This is a genomic window from Mycobacterium sp. 852013-50091_SCH5140682 (assembly GCF_001665685.1).
GTDB lineage: Bacteria > Actinomycetota > Actinomycetes > Mycobacteriales > Mycobacteriaceae > Mycobacterium.
On record NZ_LZTB01000015.1, the window covers coordinates 1 to 19,063 of the forward strand.

18 protein-coding genes are annotated in these 19,063 nt (G+C 68.8%); 8 read left to right on the plus strand and 10 right to left on the minus strand.

Annotated elements, in window-relative coordinates:
- The 4 genes from A5784_RS05980 to A5784_RS05995 all read right to left on the minus strand — a co-directional run.
- A partial coding sequence (locus A5784_RS05980; protein ID WP_064943296.1) for an amidase occupies nt 1-1,468 on the minus strand: 1,468 nt, incomplete at its 3' end.
- A gap of 152 nt (nt 1,469-1,620) precedes the next feature.
- On the minus strand, nt 1,621-2,106 hold the full coding sequence (locus tag A5784_RS05985; protein ID WP_064943298.1) for a GNAT family N-acetyltransferase: 486 nt from the start codon (nt 2,104-2,106) through the stop codon (nt 1,621-1,623).
- Nucleotides 2,103-3,206, minus strand: a complete 1,104-nt coding sequence (locus tag A5784_RS05990) for an isochorismate synthase (RefSeq protein WP_082944686.1) — start codon at nt 3,204-3,206, stop codon at nt 2,103-2,105. The genes A5784_RS05985 and A5784_RS05990 overlap by 4 nt, the downstream gene beginning before the upstream one ends.
- On the minus strand, nt 3,194-3,802 hold the full coding sequence (locus A5784_RS05995) for an acid phosphatase (protein WP_082944687.1): 609 nt from the start codon (nt 3,800-3,802) through the stop codon (nt 3,194-3,196). Before A5784_RS05995 ends, A5784_RS05990 begins: the two co-directional genes overlap by 13 nt.
- A 49-nt stretch (nt 3,803-3,851) precedes the next feature.
- Here A5784_RS05995 and A5784_RS06000 point away from each other — a divergent pair, with 49 nt between their 5' ends.
- The gene (locus A5784_RS06000; protein WP_064943302.1) at nt 3,852-4,658 is read left to right on the plus strand and encodes a ParA family protein; all 807 of its coding nucleotides are present in this window, start codon (nt 3,852-3,854) and stop codon (nt 4,656-4,658) included.
- Nucleotides 4,659-4,667: 9 nt separating this feature from the next.
- Nucleotides 4,668-5,369, plus strand: coding sequence for a PP2C family protein-serine/threonine phosphatase (locus A5784_RS06005; protein ID WP_064943304.1), 702 nt, complete (start codon nt 4,668-4,670; stop codon nt 5,367-5,369).
- 19 nt (nt 5,370-5,388) lie between these two features.
- On the opposite strand, the gene A5784_RS06010 is transcribed toward A5784_RS06005, so the two are convergent.
- The gene (locus A5784_RS06010; protein WP_064943306.1) at nt 5,389-6,606 is read right to left on the minus strand and encodes an Rv3212 family protein; all 1,218 of its coding nucleotides are present in this window, start codon (nt 6,604-6,606) and stop codon (nt 5,389-5,391) included.
- 16 nt (nt 6,607-6,622) lie between these two features.
- Nucleotides 6,623-8,149: a DEAD/DEAH box helicase gene (locus A5784_RS06015; RefSeq protein ID WP_064943308.1), complete on the minus strand. Its 1,527-nt coding sequence runs from the start codon at nt 8,147-8,149 to the stop codon at nt 6,623-6,625.
- 298 nt (nt 8,150-8,447) lie between these two features.
- Between A5784_RS06015 and A5784_RS06020 the strand changes: the two genes are divergently transcribed.
- A complete protein-coding gene (locus A5784_RS06020; protein ID WP_064943310.1) occupies nt 8,448-9,146 on the plus strand; it encodes a ferritin-like fold-containing protein in 699 nt (232 codons plus the stop codon).
- A 6-nt stretch (nt 9,147-9,152) separates the two neighbouring features.
- Here A5784_RS06020 and A5784_RS06025 read toward each other — a convergent pair whose 3' ends face one another.
- Complete coding sequence (locus A5784_RS06025) at nt 9,153-9,965, minus strand: MmpS family transport accessory protein (protein ID WP_064943312.1); 813 nt, start codon at nt 9,963-9,965, stop codon at nt 9,153-9,155.
- A 290-nt stretch (nt 9,966-10,255) separates the two neighbouring features.
- Here A5784_RS06025 and A5784_RS06030 point away from each other — a divergent pair, with 290 nt between their 5' ends.
- Nucleotides 10,256-10,495 (plus strand): DUF3107 domain-containing protein, encoded by a 240-nt coding sequence (locus tag A5784_RS06030; RefSeq protein ID WP_029373584.1) that lies wholly within the window; start codon nt 10,256-10,258, stop codon nt 10,493-10,495.
- An 11-nt stretch (nt 10,496-10,506) separates the two neighbouring features.
- Here the strand turns inward: A5784_RS06030 and fasR are convergent, their stop codons facing one another.
- On the minus strand, nt 10,507-11,157 hold the full coding sequence (gene fasR, locus A5784_RS06035; RefSeq protein WP_064943354.1) for an HTH-type transcriptional activator FasR: 651 nt from the start codon (nt 11,155-11,157) through the stop codon (nt 10,507-10,509).
- A 184-nt stretch (nt 11,158-11,341) separates the two neighbouring features.
- Between fasR and A5784_RS06040 the strand changes: the two genes are divergently transcribed.
- The 3 genes from A5784_RS06040 (at nt 11,342) to A5784_RS06050 (ending at nt 14,581) form a co-directional block, all read left to right on the plus strand.
- Nucleotides 11,342-12,376, plus strand: coding sequence for a DUF3152 domain-containing protein (locus A5784_RS06040; protein WP_064943356.1), 1,035 nt, complete (start codon nt 11,342-11,344; stop codon nt 12,374-12,376).
- 120 nt (nt 12,377-12,496) lie between these two features.
- Nucleotides 12,497-13,690 (plus strand): adenylyltransferase/sulfurtransferase MoeZ, encoded by a 1,194-nt coding sequence (gene moeZ, locus A5784_RS06045; protein WP_197514650.1) that lies wholly within the window; start codon nt 12,497-12,499, stop codon nt 13,688-13,690.
- Nucleotides 13,691-13,726: 36 nt separating this feature from the next.
- Nucleotides 13,727-14,581 carry a TIGR02569 family protein gene (locus A5784_RS06050; protein WP_029373580.1) on the plus strand — a complete coding sequence of 285 codons (855 nt, stop codon included), beginning with the start codon at nt 13,727-13,729 and terminating at the stop codon, nt 14,579-14,581.
- A 94-nt stretch (nt 14,582-14,675) separates the two neighbouring features.
- Here the strand turns inward: A5784_RS06050 and A5784_RS06055 are convergent, their stop codons facing one another.
- Together A5784_RS06055 and A5784_RS06060 are read right to left on the minus strand one after the other, a co-directional pair.
- A complete protein-coding gene (locus tag A5784_RS06055; protein ID WP_029373579.1) occupies nt 14,676-14,972 on the minus strand; it encodes an MGMT family protein in 297 nt (98 codons plus the stop codon).
- A 2-nt stretch (nt 14,973-14,974) separates the two neighbouring features.
- Complete coding sequence (locus A5784_RS06060; protein WP_156750409.1) at nt 14,975-15,733, minus strand: alpha/beta fold hydrolase; 759 nt, start codon at nt 15,731-15,733, stop codon at nt 14,975-14,977.
- A 160-nt stretch (nt 15,734-15,893) separates the two neighbouring features.
- Between A5784_RS06060 and A5784_RS06065 the strand changes: the two genes are divergently transcribed.
- Nucleotides 15,894-19,055 carry an ATP-dependent helicase gene (locus A5784_RS06065; RefSeq protein WP_156750410.1) on the plus strand — a complete coding sequence of 1,054 codons (3,162 nt, stop codon included), beginning with the start codon at nt 15,894-15,896 and terminating at the stop codon, nt 19,053-19,055.
- Nucleotides 19,056-19,063: the final 8 nt, after the last annotated feature.

Consider the following 19,063-nt stretch of genomic DNA (forward strand, 5'->3'; position numbering starts at 1 on the left):
ATGCGATCGTCGGCAGCGTCAGATGTGTATAAGAGACAGGGGCGGCAAGCACATCCGGTCGGTGATGCGACCAGGGCCGGGCCCGCTCAAATGCCGCCGCGGCTCGCAGTACCGCGGCGTCGGCCCGCAGGCCGCCGATGATCTGCAGCCCGACGGGCAGCCCCGCGGCGGTGAATCCGGCGGGCACCGAGATCGCCGGATTGGTCGTCATGTTGAACGGGTAGGTCAGCAGCCAGCCCATGAGCTGATGCGGCAGTGGGGCATCCGACAACCTGGCGGGGCAGAACTGGTCGGCGGCGAACGTGGGTTGAGTGGTGACCGGCGTGACAAGGTAGTCGAAGTCACGCATGAACGCCGTCATCTGGTCCACCATGCGACCGCGTGCGGCGTCGGCACGCTGGATGTCGCGCGCACCCAGGCGGGCGCCCGCCCTCATCACTTCGATGAGTTGTTCGTCGACCCGGCCGGCCTCTGCGTCCCAGTCGGCCGTGTCGAGCATCGACGAATACACCGGCGCCCAGACGCCTTCCCACATAACCCGTTCGGGGTTGTCCCAGCCCGGATCGGCCTCCTCGACAACGCAACCCAGTTCGGTGAACGCCGAGACCGCGCGGCGGCAGATGTCATTGATCTCCGGGTCGACGGTGGCAAATCCCAGATCCGGCGACCAGGCGATGCGCGCCCCGTCGATGCCCTGGTTCAACGCCGCGACGTAGTCGACGCCATCCGATGGCAACGAGAGCGGATCGGCCGGGTCGAATCCTGCCATGGTGTTGAGCATCAGCGCGGCATCGGCCACAGTGCGGGTGATCGGGCCGTGGTAGGCGAAAGTGTGGAACCTGCCGGCAAGCCGGGTCTGCGGGATCCGGCCCAGAGCCGGTTTGAACCCCACAACACCGTTGATGGCAGCCGGAATTCGTACCGATCCGCCGCCGTCGGTGCCCTGCGCGAGCTGGCCGATTCCCGCTGCGACGGCTGCGCCCGCGCCACTGCTGGATCCGCCCGCGGTCATGCCGTGCTGCCAGGGGTTGTGCGTCGTGCCGTACAGATGATTGGACGAGTTGGCCTTGTACCCGCCCTCTGCCGGGTTGGTCTTGCCGAGAAACAGGCCGCCCGCCGACTTCAGTCGCGCGGCCACCGGTTCGTCGTGCTCGGCCACGGCATCCTTGAATGCGACGATGCCGGAGGTCGTAGGTGTGCCGGCCACGGCGCACACTTCTTTGAGGCTGAACGGGATGCCGTGCAGCGGCGATACGCGTTGCCCGCCCGCGAGCTGCTCGGTGAGCGCCTTTGCGTCGGCCATCACCTGGTCGGGGTCGTGGTACACGAACGCGTTGAGCTGCGGGTTGACGTCGGACAGCCGTTGCAGCACGGCCTCGGCGACATCGAGCGGGGTGACTTCGCGCGCGGCGATCCTGCTGGACAACTCGACCGCAGGCATCCAGCACAGATCTTCGTAATCGGACATGGCCCTCACTTTCCACGGGTTGCTTGAAGCAGGCCTGCCTGATGGAGCCTACAACTTATCAGACAACCTGATAAGTCCTACGGGTGTGAAAACACCAGGCGGTGAGGTGGAGACCCGGCGAGCCGTGCTCGGCAGGGGCGAGGCAGCGAGTGCTAGGCCTGCTCGTCCGCCAGCGCCGTGAGCTCTGGACCTGACACGCGGTAGGTCGTCCATTCGGTCTGTGGTTTGCCGCCGACGGCGTCGTACAGCGCGATCGCGTTGACGTTCCAGTTCAACACCGCCCAGCTGAGCCGGGAGTACCCGTTGTCGACACACTCGGCGGCCAAGGTGGCCAACAACTTTCGGGCCAGCCCGCGGCGCCGGAACGCGGGCCGGACATAGAGGTCTTCCAGATAGATTCCGGCGACCCCGTCCCAGGTGGAGAAGTTCAGGAACCACACCGCGGTGGCCGCCACCGCCCCGTCGATCTCGACGATGTGCCCGTAGGCCACCGGCTTCTCGCCGAAAAGCGCCGTGTGCAACTGGGTTTCGGTGACAGTGCACTCGTCGAGCGCCTTCTCGAACTCGGCGAGCTCACGGACCATCGCGGCGATCTCGATCTCGTCGCCGGGCCGTACCCGTCGGATCACTTCGGTCATGTTGCCCCCAGTCCTCTCAGGATGGTCCGGAATTTCGTGGTGGTCTCGTCGACTTCGTCGTCGGGGTCGGATTCGGCGACGATGCCGCCGCCGGCGTGGGCCAGGGCTTCCCGGCGGTCGGCGGACAACACGGCACACCGGATCGACACCACCCACCGACCGTCGCCGTCGGCATCGCACCAACCCACCGCGCCCGCGTAGAAACCGCGGTCGCCTTCCAACTCGCCGATCAGCGCGGCGGCCGTGTCGGTGGGAACCCCGCCCACGGCGGGGGTGGGGTGCAGGGCGAGCGCGAGATCGATTGCGGTGATGTCTTTCCCGCGCAACCGTCCGCGCATCGGGGTGCTCAGGTGCCACAGCGCGTCCGTGCCGTGCAATTCGGGTTCGGCGGCGATCTGCAGGTCTACGCACAGCGGCTCGAGGGCCTTGCGCATGACGTCGACGACCAGCTGGTGCTCGTGGCGGTTCTTCGCCGACGCTGCCAGTGCGTCCGCGTTGGCGCGGTCGGTGCCCGGATCGGCTGACCGCGGCGCCGAACCGGCGAACGGCTGACAGATCACCGTGTCGCCCTGGCGGGCGACGAGCAGTTCGGGGCTGGCTCCCACCAAGACGGTTCCGGTGTATCGCCGGCCCGCGGGCGACAGGTCCGCGAGGTACACCGTCGCGCCCGGATCGGCCTCGGCCAGCGTGCGCAGCACGCTGCGCGGGTCCCACGCGTCATCCGCCGTGAGTCGCAGCGCGCGGGCCAGCACCACCTTGTCCAGCGCCGCGGCCGGATCCCGCAGCCGCGCCACCGCCTCGGCCACCCGGTCGCGGTGCACCGCACTGGCAGGCAGCGTCTCGCGCGCCGTGACCGAAGGCGTCGGCCCGACCGGCCAATCGGGCAGCGCCTCGGCGCGGTGGATCGTTGTCGGTTCATGTAGGGCGGCCGGCTGCGTCGTATCAAATGGCAACGCGCCCACAATGATTGACGCTTCGCCGGAGCGCAGGGCGGTTTGCGCATCGGGAATCCGCGAATAACCGGTCCGCACGCCCTCGGTGATCAGCGCCCCTGACGGCTCGGCCAGTACGAACCCCGGGTTCAGTGCTACGGCAGGCACGGATTGATATGGCCGCTGAGGCCGAGCGCATTGAGCTGCCGCGTGCCGTCTTTGAAACCGCAGACCGCGACCGAGGCCGTATCCATCATGAAGCGGATACCCTCGGCGATCGGCAGCTCCACCCAGCGGACCAGCACTGACCGGGAAAAATGACCGTGCCCGACGAACACCACGTCACGGGTTTCGAGGTATCCCAATGCCAGCTCGATCGCCTGATCCGCGCGGGCGGTGACGTCGGCCGGGCTTTCCCCACCGGGGCCGCCATGCGTCCACACCGTCCAGTCCGGCACCATCGCATGGATCTGCGGGGGCGTCAGCCCCTCGTATTCGCCGTAATCCCATTCCGCGAGCAGCGGAGATACTTCGTCGACCGTCAGACCGGCCAACTCGGCCGTCTCCAGGGCGCGCCGCCGCGGGCTGGAGATCACGATGGGGTTCTGCAGCTGCAGGTCGGCCAGCACCGCGGCTGCCGACTTGGCCTGCTCCCGCCCGGTGTCGGTGAGCTCGAGATCGGTGCGGCCGGTGTGTTGGCCAGATTTGGACCATTCGGTTTCGCCGTGACGGAGCAGCATAAGACGGTGCTGTAGGGCGCTCATACGGCGATTCTGCCGCACGTCCGACGAGGTCCGCCGGGAGCGTGCTTGGATGGAAGGCGTGACGCGGGTATTAGCGGTCGCCAATCAAAAGGGTGGGGTAGCGAAGACGACGACAGTGGCGTCGTTGGGAGCGGCGATGGTCGAACTCGGTCAGCGTGTGCTGCTGGTCGACCTGGATCCGCAGGGGTGTTTGACGTTCTCGTTGGGCCAGGATCCCGACAAGCTGCCGGTGTCGGTGCACGAGGTGCTGCTCGGTGAGGTCGAGCCGGGCGCGGCGCTGGTGCTGACCGATGAAGGCATGACGCTGCTGCCTGCCAACATCGACCTGGCGGGCGCCGAGGCCATGTTGTTGATGCGGGCAGGCCGCGAATATGCGCTCAAGCGGGCTCTGGCCAAGGTGGCCGATCAGTTCGACGTGGTGATCATCGATTGCCCGCCGTCGCTGGGTGTGCTGACCCTCAACGGGCTGACCGCTGCCGACGAGGTGATCGTGCCGCTGCAGTGCGAGACGCTGGCACACCGCGGGGTCGGGCAGTTCCTGCGCACCATCGCCGATGTCCAGCAGATCACCAACTCCGATCTCACGCTGCTTGGCGCGCTGCCCACGCTCTACGATTCGCGCACCACCCACAGCCGCGACGTGCTGCTCGATGTGGCCGACCGCTATCAGTTGCCGGTACTGGCGCCGCCGATTCCGCGCACGGTGCGCTTCGCCGAGGCCACCGCGGCGGGGGCATCGGTCCTGGCCGGCCGTAAGAACAAGGGCGCAGAGGCCTATCGGGAGTTGGCCGTGGCGCTGCGCAAGTACTGGAAATCCGGGAAAGCGATGGCCACCTTCACTCCCGAGGTGGTGTAGCCGGAACCCATGGCGAGAGTGCTCGCGGCCGCGACGGCCACCGATCAGGGCCCGGTCCGGGTCAGCAACCAGGACGCGGTGCTGGTCGAGGGAGCGCTCTACGCGATCGCCGACGGCTTCGGCGCGCTCGGCGACCAGGCCAGCCGGCTGGCGCTCGACACCCTGCGGGCCGGCTTCGTGGCTGCACCCGACCGCGACGGGCTCTTGGCCGCGGTGCGCCGGGCCAACGAACAGGTGTGCGCGCGCGTCACGGCTGACGGCGCCAGCTCGGGCTGCACGCTGACCGCGGTCGCGATGTTCGACGACGAACAGGGCGGGCCGATGGTCGTCAACATCGGCGATTCACCGCTGTACCGCATCCGCGACGGCCGCATGGAACAGGTCACGGCCGATCACAGCGTTGCCGGAGAGCTGGTACAGGCAGGGGAGATCACCCGCGAAGAGGCCCGGTTCCACCCTCACCGCCATCTGCTGACCCGTGCGCTGGGTATCGGGTCGGTGATCCGGGTCGATGTCGCCGACCTCGAGTGCAGGCCCGGCGATCGTCTCCTGATCAGCAGTGACGGGCTGTTCGCCGCCGCCGACGAGGCCGCCATCGCGGATGCGGCCGGCGCGGCGGATCCCGAGACGGCGGTCCGGCAGCTGATCGAGGTGGCCAACAACGCCGGGGGCAGCGACAACACCAGCGTCATCGTGATCGACCTGGGCTGACCCGCGGGCCCCTGTGTCGTTACGCCGCGCCGAGCGCGACGAGTTGGTCGCCGCGCTGCTCCAGCAGCGTCGATCCGGCCACCGCAGGCACCACCGCCGCGGCACTCGGCTGGCGGACCAGCGCGATGTGGCGTTCCCCTGCGCCGGTGCCCGGATCGAAGACGTCGTAGCCGTCGCTGACCGGGACCAGCAGCCGTCCGGCCATCTGCGTGGCGGGACCGACCGGGTTGGCCGCGCCCGCGGGGCTGACGGTGTACTTGTAGCGCAGCCCGTTGGCGTCGAACACCAGCACCGAATTGCCGGTCCACCAGGTGATCAGGTCCCCGGCGCGACTGGCCGTGGCCTGCGGGCTCGGCGGGCCGGGGAGCAGCGTGCTGGCGATGGTGGCGCCGTTGCGGTCGACGATGTTGACCGTCGGCTTCGGCGTCGGCACGTAGATCGCCGTGGTGGTATCTGCGACGGCGATCACCTGGGCACCCGAATCGTCGGTCACACCCGGCAGCTCCACATTCCTGACGTCGGGCTGGTCCTCCTCGTCGGCGGGCCGCAGCAGGGTCAGCCGCAGGTCTGCCCGCTTGGGGCAGGACTCCAGGACCGACACCGCCGACGAACTGGCCGCCGCCGACACCAACCGGCACACCGGCGAGGCAGGCACATCGGGTTTGATGCGGGCGTCGAGCGACCCGTAGGACAACATCCGGACCATGTCCGAGCGCCACATCTCCAGTCGGCTGTCCCCGGCCGAGAGCACCGTGGTGCCGTCGGAGGACAGGCGCACCTCGGGATCGGAGTAACTGCTGCGGGCAGGCCCGCGGCGGCCGGTCTTGCCGTCGATGGTGCTGACCTGCCCGCACCCGCGGCTGTCCGGGTATACCGCGACCGCGTACTGATACACCGAGGTCACGCCGCACAGTTCGAGATCGCGGGCGTAGCTCCACAGCGTTGCGCCGGTGACGGGATCACGTCCGGTGACAGTGTGCCCGTCGCCGGTGACCACAGACCCGCCGGCGATCGCCGGCACTGTGGTCTTGGGACTCGGGGCGGTCCACAGCTGCTGCAGCCCGGCGGGTACTTCGTGGGCCGAGGTGAGGTAGGGGACCGGCGACGCGGCGGGACGACTGACCGTCGCCCGCTCGTCGCTGGTCCACCAGATCAGGGCGGCGACGACGGCGATGACCGCAACGATTGCGGCAGCCGCCACCATGTCGCCACGGGTGCGACGTTCCGGTTTGACCATAGGTGGCGCGTGTCGGCTAGCCGGCGCTGGCGGCTTCGGTCTTGCGGGGGCGGCGGCGACGGCGCCGCCGGGCCGCAGCCGGGGCGTCGCCGTTGTCGGATTCCGCCACCGGGGCGTCGACGGGCTCCGCGGTCGCTTCGGCCGCGGTGGTCACCCCCTCGGGATGCCCGGTCGCCGGCTTGCCGGCACGGGTCCGGCGGCGCGTGCGGGTCCTGGCGGGCCGCTCCGAGTCGGAATCCGCCGACGAGATGCGCTTCTCCGACTTGTCGCTCTTGTCGGCGCGCTTGGCGGCAGAACGCCGGGGGCTGCCTACCGTGCCGGTGACATCGGTCGGGATGCCCAGCTCCTCATAGATGTGCGGCGAGCTGGAGTAGGTCTCGGCAGGATCGGGGCAGCCCAGGTTCAGCGCCTTGTCGATCATTCCCCAGCGCTCCAGCTCGTCCCAGTCCACCAGCGTGATCGCGACACCGGTCTTGCCGGCACGGCCGGTGCGCCCGATGCGGTGCACGTAGGCCTGCTCGTCCTCGGGGCACTGGTAGTTGATGACGTGCGTGACGTCGTCGATGTCGATGCCGCGCGCAGCCACATCGGTGGCGACCAGCACGTCGACGGCGCCGGTGCGGAACGATTTCAGGGCCTTCTCCCGGGCGCCCTGGCCGAGATCGCCGTGCACGGCGTCGACCTTGAACCCACGCTCGGCGAGTTCGTCGGACACCTTCTGCGCGGTGCGCTTGGTGCGGGTGAAGATCATGGTTGCGCCGCGCCCGGCGGACTGCAGGATGCGGCTCACCAGCTCCGACTTGTCCAGGGCATGCGCGCGGTAGGCGAACTGCTCGGTGGTGTCGTGCGTTGCCGCCGAATGCGGGGCCTCGGCACGGATGTGGGTCGGCTGATTCATGAACGTGCGGGCCAGTGTGATGATCGGGTCCGGCATGGTCGCCGAGAACAGCATCGACTGGCGATCGTCGGGGGTCAGCCGCAGAATGCGCTCGATATCGGGCAGGAAGCCCAGGTCCAGCATTTCGTCGGCCTCGTCGAGCACCAGCACCGACAGGCCGCCGAGTTGCAGATGACCCTGCTGAGCCAGGTCGAGCAGCCGGCCCGGGGTGCCGACGACCACGTCGACGCCCTTGCGCAGCGCCTCGATCTGCGGTTCGTACGGGCGCCCGCCGTAGATGGACGTCACGGTGAACGGGCGCTCGGAGGCCGTCCCGGCGCCCGCGGTCAGGTACTTTGCCGCGGCGGCCAGGTCGTCGTAGACCTGCAGGCACAGCTCGCGGGTGGGCACGACGATCAGGGCGCGCGGGGCACCGGTCAGGGGGCGGGTCTCGTCGCCCGCGATCCGGTGCAGCAGGGGTACGCCGAACGCGAAGGTCTTGCCCATGCCGGTACGGGCCTGGCCGATCAGATCGCTGCCCGCGAGTGCGAGCGGCAGGGTCAGTTCCTGGATGGCAAACGGATGCACGATGCCGTTCTCGGCCAGAGCACGCACGATTTCGTCGCGCACGCCGAGTTCGGCAAATGTTTTGTTGAGATGCGTCATGGTTGGTGGAGGTAGCCTTTCGCTGTCAAACCTCATGGGGCGTCCACGCGCGCACGAGTTTCGACAATGACACGGCCGGTTCGCCCGGTACAGGCGGCGGTGCCGATCCGCGTGGCCCAGCGCTACGGGGCGGGCCAACTGCGTGCACGCACATTTCTTCGGTAGCGGCCTGGGCGGCTCGCAAGCGGGCTCGGTGGCCGCTGCAGATCCTGTTACCAGAAGCCATTGTAGCTGGTCGGAGTCGCGGGGCCGATTTGCCGGGAAGTCGGCGGGCCGTGCGGAGTCTAAAGTTGGCCACATGACATCGCCGCAACCCGCCGCAGAACAGATCGCCGAACCGGCCGTCCCGGCCGTCTCGGCCGACCATCCAGGGGTCGACGAATTGTTCGCGGTGCTGGCCTACGGCGAGGTCGCCGCGTTCTACCGGCTCACCGAAGAGGCGCGCATGGCGCCCGATCTGCGCGGCCGCATCAACATGGCCAGCATGGCCGCCGCCGAGATGGGGCACTACGAAACATTGCGGGATGCGTTGGAGCGCAGGGGAGTTGACGTTGTCGCGGCGATGACGAAGTACGCCTCGGCGCTGGAGAACTACCACCGCATGACCACCCCGAGCACCTGGCTGGAAGCTCTGGTGAAGACCTATATCGGCGATGCGCTCGCCGCCGACTTCTACCTGGAGATCGCGCACTCGTTACCGGAGGAGATCGCCTCGGTGGTGCGTTCGGTGCTCTCGGAGACCGGCCATTCGCAGTTCGTCGTCGCCGAGGTACAGGCCGCGGTGACCGCCAGCGTTCGGCAGCGGCACCGGCTCGCGCTGTGGGCGCGCCGGCTGCTCGGCGAGGCCGTCACCCAAGCCCAGTTCGTGCTGGCCGACCACGACGAGCTGGTCGATCTGGTGATGTCCAGCGGGGAAGGCCTGACCCAGCTCGCCGAGTTCTTCAACCGGCTGCAGCACACGCACCACTCCCGTATGCAGGAGCTGGGCCTGGCCTGACCGCTGTTACTGCGTGCAGGTCGCGATCATCGTGTTGTTGGCCTGCTGGACCAGGACGGCGCCGTTGGCATCGGTGATCGCGCAGTTCAGCTGACCGGTCACGCTGGTCGCCGTCACCGACTTGAGCTCGACGCCGGGGTTGAGGGTGACGGACTTGGTCCACGGCAACGCCACGTTGAATTCGGTCTGCAGAGCGCCCTGCTGGTCGGTGTAGACGATGGTGACCAGGTCGAGCAACGGCCGGGTGCCGGTCACCGTGTACGTGACAGTGCGGGGGCTGGCTTGCGCTGCCGGCGGGGCGGCCTCGGTCGGTGGCGCCGGTTCGGCCGTCGGCTCGGCGGTGGCCCGCGGGCTCGGCGTCACGGTCGTCACCGTTTCGGGCGACATGGCCGGACCAGGCGGCGGGGGCACGGGCTTTGACGTCGCATCCTGTACCGGAGGGGACTGGCTGGTCGTCGGCGCCGACGGGGAAGTCGTCGTGACCGAAACCGAGCCGCTGTCGCCGCCTCCCAGGATGATCACCGTGCAGATGACCGCCACCAGCAGGATCACGCCCGCGACCGAGGCGACCCACATCCACCGCTTGTCGACGGGCTCGTAGTACTCGTAGATGTCGTCGTCGGAGTCGTCGTGGCCGTCGCCGACGTAGGCGTCGTAGTCCTCGTAAGACGCGCCGTCGTCACCGCTGCGGTAGCTGTCGTAACTGCTCCGATAGCGGCTGCGAAAACTGCTGTCCGGATCGTACTGTCCGGGCTGCGGCGAATGATCACCGAAGCGTTCGGCGGAACTCGTGTCATACGGCGAATAAGGCCTGGTCATGCGGCTTCCCAGTCGTCTCGTCCAATGTCGCTGCTGATGCTATCGAGACGGGTGTGACTGGTGAGGTTCGATGATCAGCGTGTCGGTCACGGTCCGGACTCGGTTCGGTCGCCGAAGATCTCCGCGCTTCGCGCGGCAGGCATCAAGCGCAACGTGGGCCACTCTTTCGGCGTCGTCCGCACGCTTCGCGCACGGCGAACTCGCAATGGCCGACGCTGGCGGCACCGGCGCCACGATGTCCACTAGCCTGCTGAGGGACACGGACAGTAGCGAAAGAAAAGGGGTCCAGCGTGGAGGTCAAGATCGGCGTCACGGACAGTCCGCGGGAGCTGAGCTTCAACAGCGCGCAGACGCCAAGCGAGGTGGAGCAGCAGGTCACAGACGCGCTCAGCAAGGACTCGGGTGTGCTGGCGCTGACCGACGAGAAGGGTCGCCGGTTCCTGGTGCAGAACAGCAAGATCGCCTACGTCGAGATCGGCGCCGCCGATGTGCGTCGCGTCGGCTTCGGCGTCGGGGCCGAGTCCGCCTGAGCGCGGGCCGTTCAGACGCGGGTGAGTGGCACGTGTGACAGTCCGCCCCAGGCGAACTGCACCGTGCCCTCCACCGCGGAGTCCTTGTCGATCGGCCGCTCGTTGTTGAGCCAGTAGCGCGCCGAGTCGACGCTGATCGCGACCAGGCCGACCGCGATCATCCGGGCGCGATGCGCCTCCAGGCCCGAATCGCGGCTGATCAAGTCGAACACCGCATCGGTGCACGCCTCGGTGGCCACCTTCACCTGGGCCGCCACCTGCGGCTCGGTGACGTAGTCGTTCTCGAAGATCAGCCGGTAGCCCTGACCGTCGTGTTCGATGAAGTCGAAGAACGCCTCCACCGCGGCGCGCAACCGCTGCCGGTTGTCGGTGGTGGTGCGCAGCGCCTGACGGACGCCCGACACCAGATTGTCGACGTGGCGCTGCAACACCGCGAGGTACAGCTCCAGCTTCGATGAGAAGTGTTGGTAGAGAACCGGTTTACTGACACCGGCGCGTTCGGCGATCTCGTCCATACCCGCGGCGTGATATCCGCGGTCGACAAATACCTCGCTGGCGGCTGCCATGAGCTGACCCCGTCGCTCGTCGCGCGGCATGCGGTTTCCCCGTCGACCGGTTGTCCGCTTGTCGGCTCTCCTCTCGCTGTTGGCGACGTCGCTCATGCAGTCCTCAATCTGGATTCCTCTGGCGCGCTTGGTCATGGTCGGCCAAGCTGCTCATCGAACGACAGTACTACCGACGCCGTACTCGTTGCGAAATGTCCGAGGGTTGCGAATTGGTGGCAGCGTGGTCACGGAGCGGACGCACGACCGCTTCATTCACAGCGGGCTGTGCCATTCTGGATCGGTGACCTACGACCCGGGGCCCCGCGCGGGCAGCCGCGTCCCGGCACTGCGCGACGAATGGCGCGAGCCGCTGCGCGCCCAACGGGATCCGCTCGCGGTCGAAACCGGGCGGCCCAGGGTCAATCGGGACGAACGGGGCCAGTGGCGCAAGCAGACCTGGCTCGGCCGATTCGTCTCCACCTACGGCTGGCGGGCGTACGCGCTGCCGGTACTCATCGTGCTGACCGTCGTGGTGCTGTATCAGACCGTGACCGGCACCACCAGCGCGCACAACGGGCACGCCGACGACGGACCGGTCCAGGGGTCACCCACCATCGACCATGCCGCCACCGCGATCATCGGCGCACCGCCCAAAGGCCTCACCGAGTTCGACGCCAACCTGCCCACCGGCATCCTGCCCGCAGGCGGGCAGTTCACCGAGGCCGGCGCCAAGACCTGGCACATCGTGCCCGGCACCACCGAGAAGGTCGGCAAGGGCACCACCAAGTCGTTCACCTACACCGTCGAGGTGGAGGACGGTGTGGACACCACCTCCTTCGGCGGCGACGACGGCTTCGCCCGCATGGTCAGCGAGACCTTGGCCAACCCCAAGAGCTGGACCCACGACGGCATGTTCGGGTTCACCCGCATCGACGCCGCCAGCGGTATCGAGCCGGACTTCCGGGTGTCGCTCACCTCTCCCATCACCGTGCGGGAGGGCTGCGGCTACGACATCCAGCTCGAAGCGTCCTGCTACAACCCGGCCTACGACGCCCAGGCCCGGGTCTTCATCAACGAAGCCCGCTGGGTGCGCGGCGCGGTGCCGTTCCAGGGCGACATCGGGTCCTACCGGCAATACCTGATCAACCACGAGGTGGGCCACGCCATCGGCTACCAGCGTCACGAGGCGTGCCGCGACGACGGCGCCCTGGCGCCGATCATGATGCAGCAGACCTTCTCCACCGCCAACAACGACGACGCGAAGTTCGACCCCGAGACGGTCAAGGCGGACGGGAAAACCTGCCGGTTCAACCCCTGGCCGTATCCCATCGCCTAGCCGCAGGGTCTGGTCCGGCTGCCGAATAGCGGCTACCGCGGCGCGGGAAGCATGTCCGTCGGATTACCGTTGTGCCTACGTACGGTCCATGACTTGAGGAGACATGCGGTGTCCGCGAATTTGGGTGTGACGTTACCGCCGCTGGTTGAACCAGCTGCCGAGCTCACCCGCGAAGAGGTGACGCGCTACAGCCGCCACCTGATCATTCCCGACGTGGGCGTGATCGGGCAGAAGCGGCTCAAGAACGCCAAGGTGCTGGTGCTCGGCGCCGGCGGGCTCGGTTCACCGACCCTGCTGTACCTGGCCGCCGCCGGGGTGGGAACCATCGGCATCGTGGAGTTCGACGTCGTCGACGAATCGAACCTGCAGCGCCAGATCATCCATGGCCAGGCCGACATCGGGAAGTCCAAGGCGCTCAGCGCCAAGGAGTCGATCCTCGCGATCAACCCGCTGGTGACGGTCAACCTGCACGAGTTCCGGCTCGAACCCGACAACGCCGTCGAACTCTTCAGCCAGTACGACCTGATCCTCGACGGCACCGACAACTTCGCCACCCGGTATCTGGTCAACGACGCCGCTGCGCTCGCGGGCAAGCCCTACGTCTGGGGCTCGATCTACCGGTTCGAGGGCCAGGTATCGGTGTTCTGGGAGGACGCTCCCGACGGCCCCGACGGCGAGAAGCAGGGCCTCAACTACCGCGATCTCTACCCCGAACCGCCGCCACCGGGAATGGTGCCGTCGTGTGCGGAAGGCGGTGTGCTGGGCATCCTGTGCGCGTCCATCGCCGCCATCATGGGCACCGAGGCCATCAAGCTGATCACCGGTATCGGCGAGCCGCTGCTGGGCCGGCTGATGGTCTACGACGCGCTCGACATGACCTACCGGACCATCCGCATCCGCAAGGACCCCTCGACGCCGAAGATCACCGAGCTGATCGACTACGAGGAGTTCTGCGGCGCGGTCTCCGACGAGGCCACCGCGGCGGCACAAGGCTCCACGATCACCCCGCAGGAACTGCGGGAGCTGCTGGACTCCGGTAAGCCGTTGGCGCTCATCGACGTCCGCGAGCCGGTCGAATGGGAGATCAATCACATTCAGGGCGCCGAGCTGATCCCGAAGCCGACCTTCGAGTCGGGCGATGCGCTGGCCAAGCTTCAGGTGGACCGCACACCCGTTCTGTACTGCAAGACCGGGGTGCGCTCGGCCGAGGTGCTCGCCATCGTGAAGCAGGCAGGGTTCTCCGATGCGATGCATCTGCAGGGCGGCATCGTGGCGTGGGCACGCCAGCTCGAACCCGACATGGTGATGTACTGACGGCCAGTTTGCGGGTCAACACCTTAGGCTGAGGTTGTGACTGTCGAGCGGCCGCCGGAACATGTGCTGGCGGCGTTCGGGCTGTCCGGGGTCCGCCCCGTCCCACTGGGCTCGAGTTGGGAGGGTGGTTGGCGCTGCGGCGAAGTCGTGCTGTCCGTGGTCGCCGAACACGCCCGTGCGGCCTGGTCCGCCAAGGTGCGCGAGACCCTGTTCGTCGACGGCGTTCGCCTGGCCCGCCCGGTGCGTTCCACCGACGGGCGCTACGTGGTGGCCGGGTGGCGCGCTGACACCTTCGTCGCCGGAACGCCCGAGCCCCGTCACGACGAGGTGGTGTCGGCGGCGGTGCGCTTACACGAGGCCACCGCGACGCTTGAGCGGCCCCGGTTCCTCACCCAACCCCCCGTTGCGCCGTGGGCCGACGTCGATGTGTTCATCGCAGCCGACCGCGCGGCCTGGGAGGAACGGCCGTTGCATTCGCTGCCGACCGGCGCCAGGGTCGCGCCCGGTTCCACCGACGGGCAGCGTTCGGTCGAGCTGATCAACCAGCTGGCCACGCTGCGCAAGCCGACTCGCAGTGCCAACCAGCTGGTGCACGGCGACCTTTACGGCACAGTGCTTTTCGCGGGTGCGGCGGCTCCGGGGATCACCGACATCACCCCGTACTGGCGTCCGGCATCGTGGGCGGCGGGCGTCGTGGTGGTCGACGCGCTGTCGTGGGGTGACGCCGACGACGGTCTCATCGAGCGCTGGGACACGCTGCCCGAGTGGCCGCAGATGTTGTTGCGCGCGTTGATGTTCCGCCTGGCAGTCCACGCCCTGCACCCGCGGTCCACCGCCGCGGCGTTTCCCGGCTTGGCCCGCACCGCCTCTTTGGTGCGCCTCGTCCTCTAAGGTCCCTTTCTCGCGCGAGCACTTTTCTCGCGCGAGCAGACGCGCAGGTACCCCGACACGCCGGTGTTCGGGTACCCAAATGTCTGCTCGCCCTCTAGAACTCGTGGCGGCACTCGCGCAGCGCGATCCGGCCGTCGACAGACAGCACGCCCTCAGCACGCAGCAGTTCCAGCTGCCGGGTGGTCAAATGGGGTGCGGGCCGGCCCGAGGCACGGATCACGCGGTGCCATGGCAGGTCCGACGAGTCGGTGCGCATGATCCAGCCGACGATCCGAGGGCTGGAAAGCCCTGCGGCGTCGGCGATGTCGCCGTACGTCGACACCCGGCCCGCGGGAATGGCGGCGACCAACGCGCGGACCGTCTCCACCTGCTCCTCGGTCACCGCCGCCATGGCTATCCCAGCCGTTCGCGGATCAGCGCCGCCGTCTCGGCCGGCCGGGCCTGGGCCACCATGTGATTGCAATCCCAGTCCAGCAGCGTGAAATCGGAACCGAGCCGCTCGGCAAGCGCGTCGATGAGAACATCCGTGGCATACGGCGGACTGGTCTTCGTGGCCCGCACGAGGACGGTGGGTGTTCCGGTGCGCGGTAAGACAACTGGCCGGGCCAGCTCGCTCCAGTACGCCATCATCGCGGGCATGCAGATCCGCCAACCGTATCGTCCGTTGGGCAGTTCGATCAGGTGCTCATCGAGCTCACGGTCCAGCTCGGCGGCCTCGACCTCACCCCAGGAACCCTTCACCTTCTCCGCTCGAGCCTCGGCGACGTCGGTATAGTCCGGCGACGCCATCATGTTCTCGGCGATCTCCTGCATCCACCCACCGTCGAGGCCCACCGCGGGGTCGAGCAACACGAGCCCGGAAACCAGGTCGGGGTAGGTGGCAGCCAGGGTGAGGGCCACTGCGCCGCCGAACGAATGCCCGACCACCAGCGTCGGGCCGTCCAGCAGCGCCGCCAGGGCTTCGACGTTGGCCGCCAAGGTCCACGGCGCCGCCCACGACGATCTGCCGTGCCCCAGCAGATCGGGCGCCAGAATCGGCACCCCGGGCAGCTCGGAGGCCAGGGTCTGCCAGCGCTGACCGTGCCCGGTCACGCCGTGGATCAACAGCACCTCAGCCGGGGCCTGCGGGCCGTACCGGAGGACGTTCAACATATCGGGGGACACCCCCGTGATGCTGCCAGGGTCGGGCTGCTCGCTCCAATCCGCTCCGCTACTTGTCGGGGTCTTCGCTCCAATCCGCTCCGCTACTTGTCGGGCTGCTCGCTCCAATCCGCTCCGCTACTTGTCGGTCCCTTCTGGTGTCATGCCTTCCATGACTGCACATCTCGAACCGGCACTGGCGGGTACCGAGCTGCTCGCCCCGGGGAACACGGGCGTGGTGCGGCTGCTCGGGGGCCCGGGGACCGGCAAGAGTTCGTTGCTCGTCAACACGGCCGTCGAGCACATCGCCGCGGGCACCGATCCGGAATCGGTTCTGCTGCTGACCGGTTCGGCGCGGCTGCGGGCGGCCGCCCGGGCTGCGGTCACCGCGCGGCTGCTGGGGGCGGGGGAGCGGCACGTCGTGCGTGAGCCGCTGGTGCGGACGGTGCATTCGTACGCGTTCGCGGTGTTGCGGTTGGCCGCTCAGCGCAACGGTGACCCGCCGCCGCGGCTGATCACCAGCGCCGAACAGGACGGCATCATCCGTGAACTGCTGGCCGGCAATCTGGAGGACGGGCCCAACTCGGGTGTCTCTTGGCCCGAACAGTTGTGGCCGGCGTTGAGCACCGCAGGTTTCGCCAGTGAACTTCGCGACCTGATGGCGCGCTGCACCGAGCGTGGTGTGGATCCGCTTGCGCTGCAACGGCTCGGCCGCTCGGCTCGGCGTCCCGAGTGGTTGGCCGCCGGGCAGTTCGCACAGGCTTACGAGCAGATCATGCTGCTGCGTTCCGCGGTGGGCATGGCCGCTCCGCAGGCCACCGTGCCCGCACTGGGCGCGGCCGAACTGGTCGGGGCCGCGTTGGAGGCCCTCGGCACCGACGCCGACCTGCTGGCTGCCGAACGCGCCCGGATCAGCTTGCTGCTGGTCGACGACGCCCAGCACCTCGACCCGCAGGCCGCCCTGCTGGTGCGCGTGCTGGGGGCCGGCGCCGGGTTGACCGTGATTGCCGGCGACCCCGACCAGGCGGTGTTCGGCTACCGCGGTGCCGATCCGGTGTTGTTGCGGGACCCGGGCGATGCCGACGACGCGACCATCGTCCTGACCGGATCGCACCGGTGCGCGCCCGAGATCGCGACCGCCATCGCCGGTATCGGACGACGGCTCCCCGGCGTCAGCCCGACCCGCGAGATGCTCGGCAATGCCACCGCCGAGGGCACCGTCACCATGCGGCTCGCGGCATCCACCCACGCCGAGTCCACGCTGATCGCCGACGCGTTGCGGCGGGCCCACCTCGTCGACGGGGTGCCGTGGTCTCAGATGGCCGTGATCGTGCGCTCGGTGCCGCGGGCGGGGACCGCGTTGGCCCGAGCCCTCACCAGCGCCGGGGTGCCAGTCGAGTCTGTCGGCGATGCGCCGCCCGTGGCCCAGCAGCCCGCCGTCGCCGCCCTGCTCACGGTGCTCGATGCCGCCGCCACCGGCCGGCTGACCGGCGACAGCGCACTCAGCCTGCTGACCGGGCCGATCGGGCGCGTCGACCCGGTCAGCCTGCGGCAGCTGCGGCGCGCCCTGCGTCGCGCCGGCGGTTCGGCACCACCGCGGGAATTCGGCGATCTCGTCGTCGCCGCCGTGGACACCGAACCACGAGGGCTGCCGGTCGAGCTGCTGCGCCCGCTGCGGCGACTGCGTGCGGTGCTGACCGCAGTTCACCAGAGTGTGGCCGCCGGAGCCGACCCGCGGCACACGCTGTGGGACGTGTGGCATGCGTGCGGCCTGCAGCGCCGGTGGCTGACGGCCAGCGAGCGCGGCGGAACCCTCGGCGCGCAGGCCGATCGCGACCTCGACGCGGTGACGACGCTGTTCGACATCGCCGATCAATACGTCAACCGGACGGCGGGCGCGTCGCTGCGCGGTCTCATCGATCACGTCATGACACTCGGGGCGCCGGCCACACCCACCGATCCGCGTCGAGCGCCCGACGCCGTCGCGGTAATGAGCGCCCACGCCGCGCTCGGCCGCGAATGGGACTTCGTCGTCATCGCCGGTGTGCAGGAAGGATTGTGGCCCAACACCGTTCCCCGCGGCGGAGTGCTCGGAACCCAGCACCTGGTCGATGTGCTCGACGGGGTCTCGGCGCCGGCCGATGCCGCGGTGTCGACCCGCGCGCCCCTGCTGGCCGAGGAACGCCGGCTGCTGATGGCCGCGATGGGCCGTGCCCGCAGCCGGCTGCTGGTGACCGCGGTGGACAGCGATGCCGGTGACGGCTCGCTGTTGCCCTCGCCGTTCTGCACTGAGCTGACGGCCCTGGCCACCGATGCGCCGGTGCTGCCGCCGCTGGAAGCGCCCCGGGTGCTGGTTCCCTCGGCGCTGGTCGGTCGGCTGCGCGCGGTGGTGTGTGCCCCCGACGGCGCGGTCGACGAGGATGCCCGGGCGTGTGCGGCAACACAATTGGCCCGGCTGGCGCAAGCCGGGGTGCCAGGAGCCGACCCGGCAGACTGGCACGCCATGACCCCGCTGTCGACCGACGAGCCGTTGTGGTCCGGTGCCGATCAGGTGGTGACGCTGTCGCCCTCGACGCTGCAGATGCTTGCCGACTGCCCACTGCGCTGGCTGTTGGAACGCCACGGCGGCAGCGCAGGACGCGATGTCCGCTCGACCGTCGGATCGCTGCTGCACGCCCTGGCCGCCGAGTCGGCGCGTACCGAGAGCCAACTCGTCAACGAGCTCGAAAAGGTCTGGGATGGGCTGCCTTTCGAGGCGAAGTGGTATTCGGACAACGAGCTGGACCGGCACCGCGCGATGCTGGAGACGTTCACCCGGTGGCGCGCCGACACGCGGGGTCAGCTCACCGAGGTCGGCACCGAGATCGACGTCGAGGGCGTCATCCGGCCCGTCGATCCCGAATCGGGAGACCACACGCCGGAGGTGCGGGTACGGGGCCGGCTGGACCGGCTGGAGCGTGACGAGGCCGGTCGTCTGGTGGTCGTCGACCTCAAGACCGGCAAGAGCCCGGTGACCAAAGAGAACGCGCAGAGCCACGCCCAGTTGGCCATGTACCAGTTGGCCGTTGCGGCAGGCCTGTTGACAGACGAAGCGGACGGTGCCCCGGACGAGCCCGGCGGAGGTCGGCTGGTCTATCTCGGCAAGCCCGGCGCGGCCGGCGCCACCGTGCGGGAACAGGATCCGATGACACCTCAGACCCGTACCGATTGGCTGACGACGGTCGGTGACGCGGCGGCCGCTACCGCAGGACCGCAATTCCTGGCCAGAGTCAACGACGGCTGCGCGAACTGCCCGGTGCGCTCGTCCTGCCCGACACAGGCACCGCGGTCATGACACCGGCC

Excerpts from the sequence above, each read along its gene's own strand:
- A5784_RS05985 (WP_064943298.1), bottom strand. The coding sequence starts at position 2,106 with ATGACCGAAGTGATCCGACGGGTACGGCCCGGCGACGAGATCGAGATC.
- A5784_RS05995 (WP_082944687.1), bottom strand. The coding sequence starts at position 3,802 with ATGAGCGCCCTACAGCACCGTCTTATGCTGCTCCGTCACGGCGAAACC.
- A5784_RS06000 (WP_064943302.1), top strand. The coding sequence starts at position 3,852 with ATGGAAGGCGTGACGCGGGTATTAGCGGTCGCCAATCAAAAGGGTGGG.
- A5784_RS06005 (WP_064943304.1), top strand. The coding sequence starts at position 4,668 with ATGGCGAGAGTGCTCGCGGCCGCGACGGCCACCGATCAGGGCCCGGTC.
- A5784_RS06010 (WP_064943306.1), bottom strand. The coding sequence starts at position 6,606 with ATGGTCAAACCGGAACGTCGCACCCGTGGCGACATGGTGGCGGCTGCC.
- A5784_RS06015 (WP_064943308.1), bottom strand. The coding sequence starts at position 8,149 with ATGACGCATCTCAACAAAACATTTGCCGAACTCGGCGTGCGCGACGAA.
- A5784_RS06020 (WP_064943310.1), top strand. The coding sequence starts at position 8,448 with ATGACATCGCCGCAACCCGCCGCAGAACAGATCGCCGAACCGGCCGTC.
- A5784_RS06025 (WP_064943312.1), bottom strand. The coding sequence starts at position 9,965 with ATGACCAGGCCTTATTCGCCGTATGACACGAGTTCCGCCGAACGCTTC.
- fasR (WP_064943354.1), bottom strand. The coding sequence starts at position 11,157 with ATGAGCGACGTCGCCAACAGCGAGAGGAGAGCCGACAAGCGGACAACC.
- A5784_RS06055 (WP_029373579.1), bottom strand. The coding sequence starts at position 14,972 with ATGGCGGCGGTGACCGAGGAGCAGGTGGAGACGGTCCGCGCGTTGGTC.
- A5784_RS06060 (WP_156750409.1), bottom strand. The coding sequence starts at position 15,733 with ATGTTGAACGTCCTCCGGTACGGCCCGCAGGCCCCGGCTGAGGTGCTG.
- A5784_RS06065 (WP_156750410.1), top strand. The coding sequence starts at position 15,894 with ATGACTGCACATCTCGAACCGGCACTGGCGGGTACCGAGCTGCTCGCC.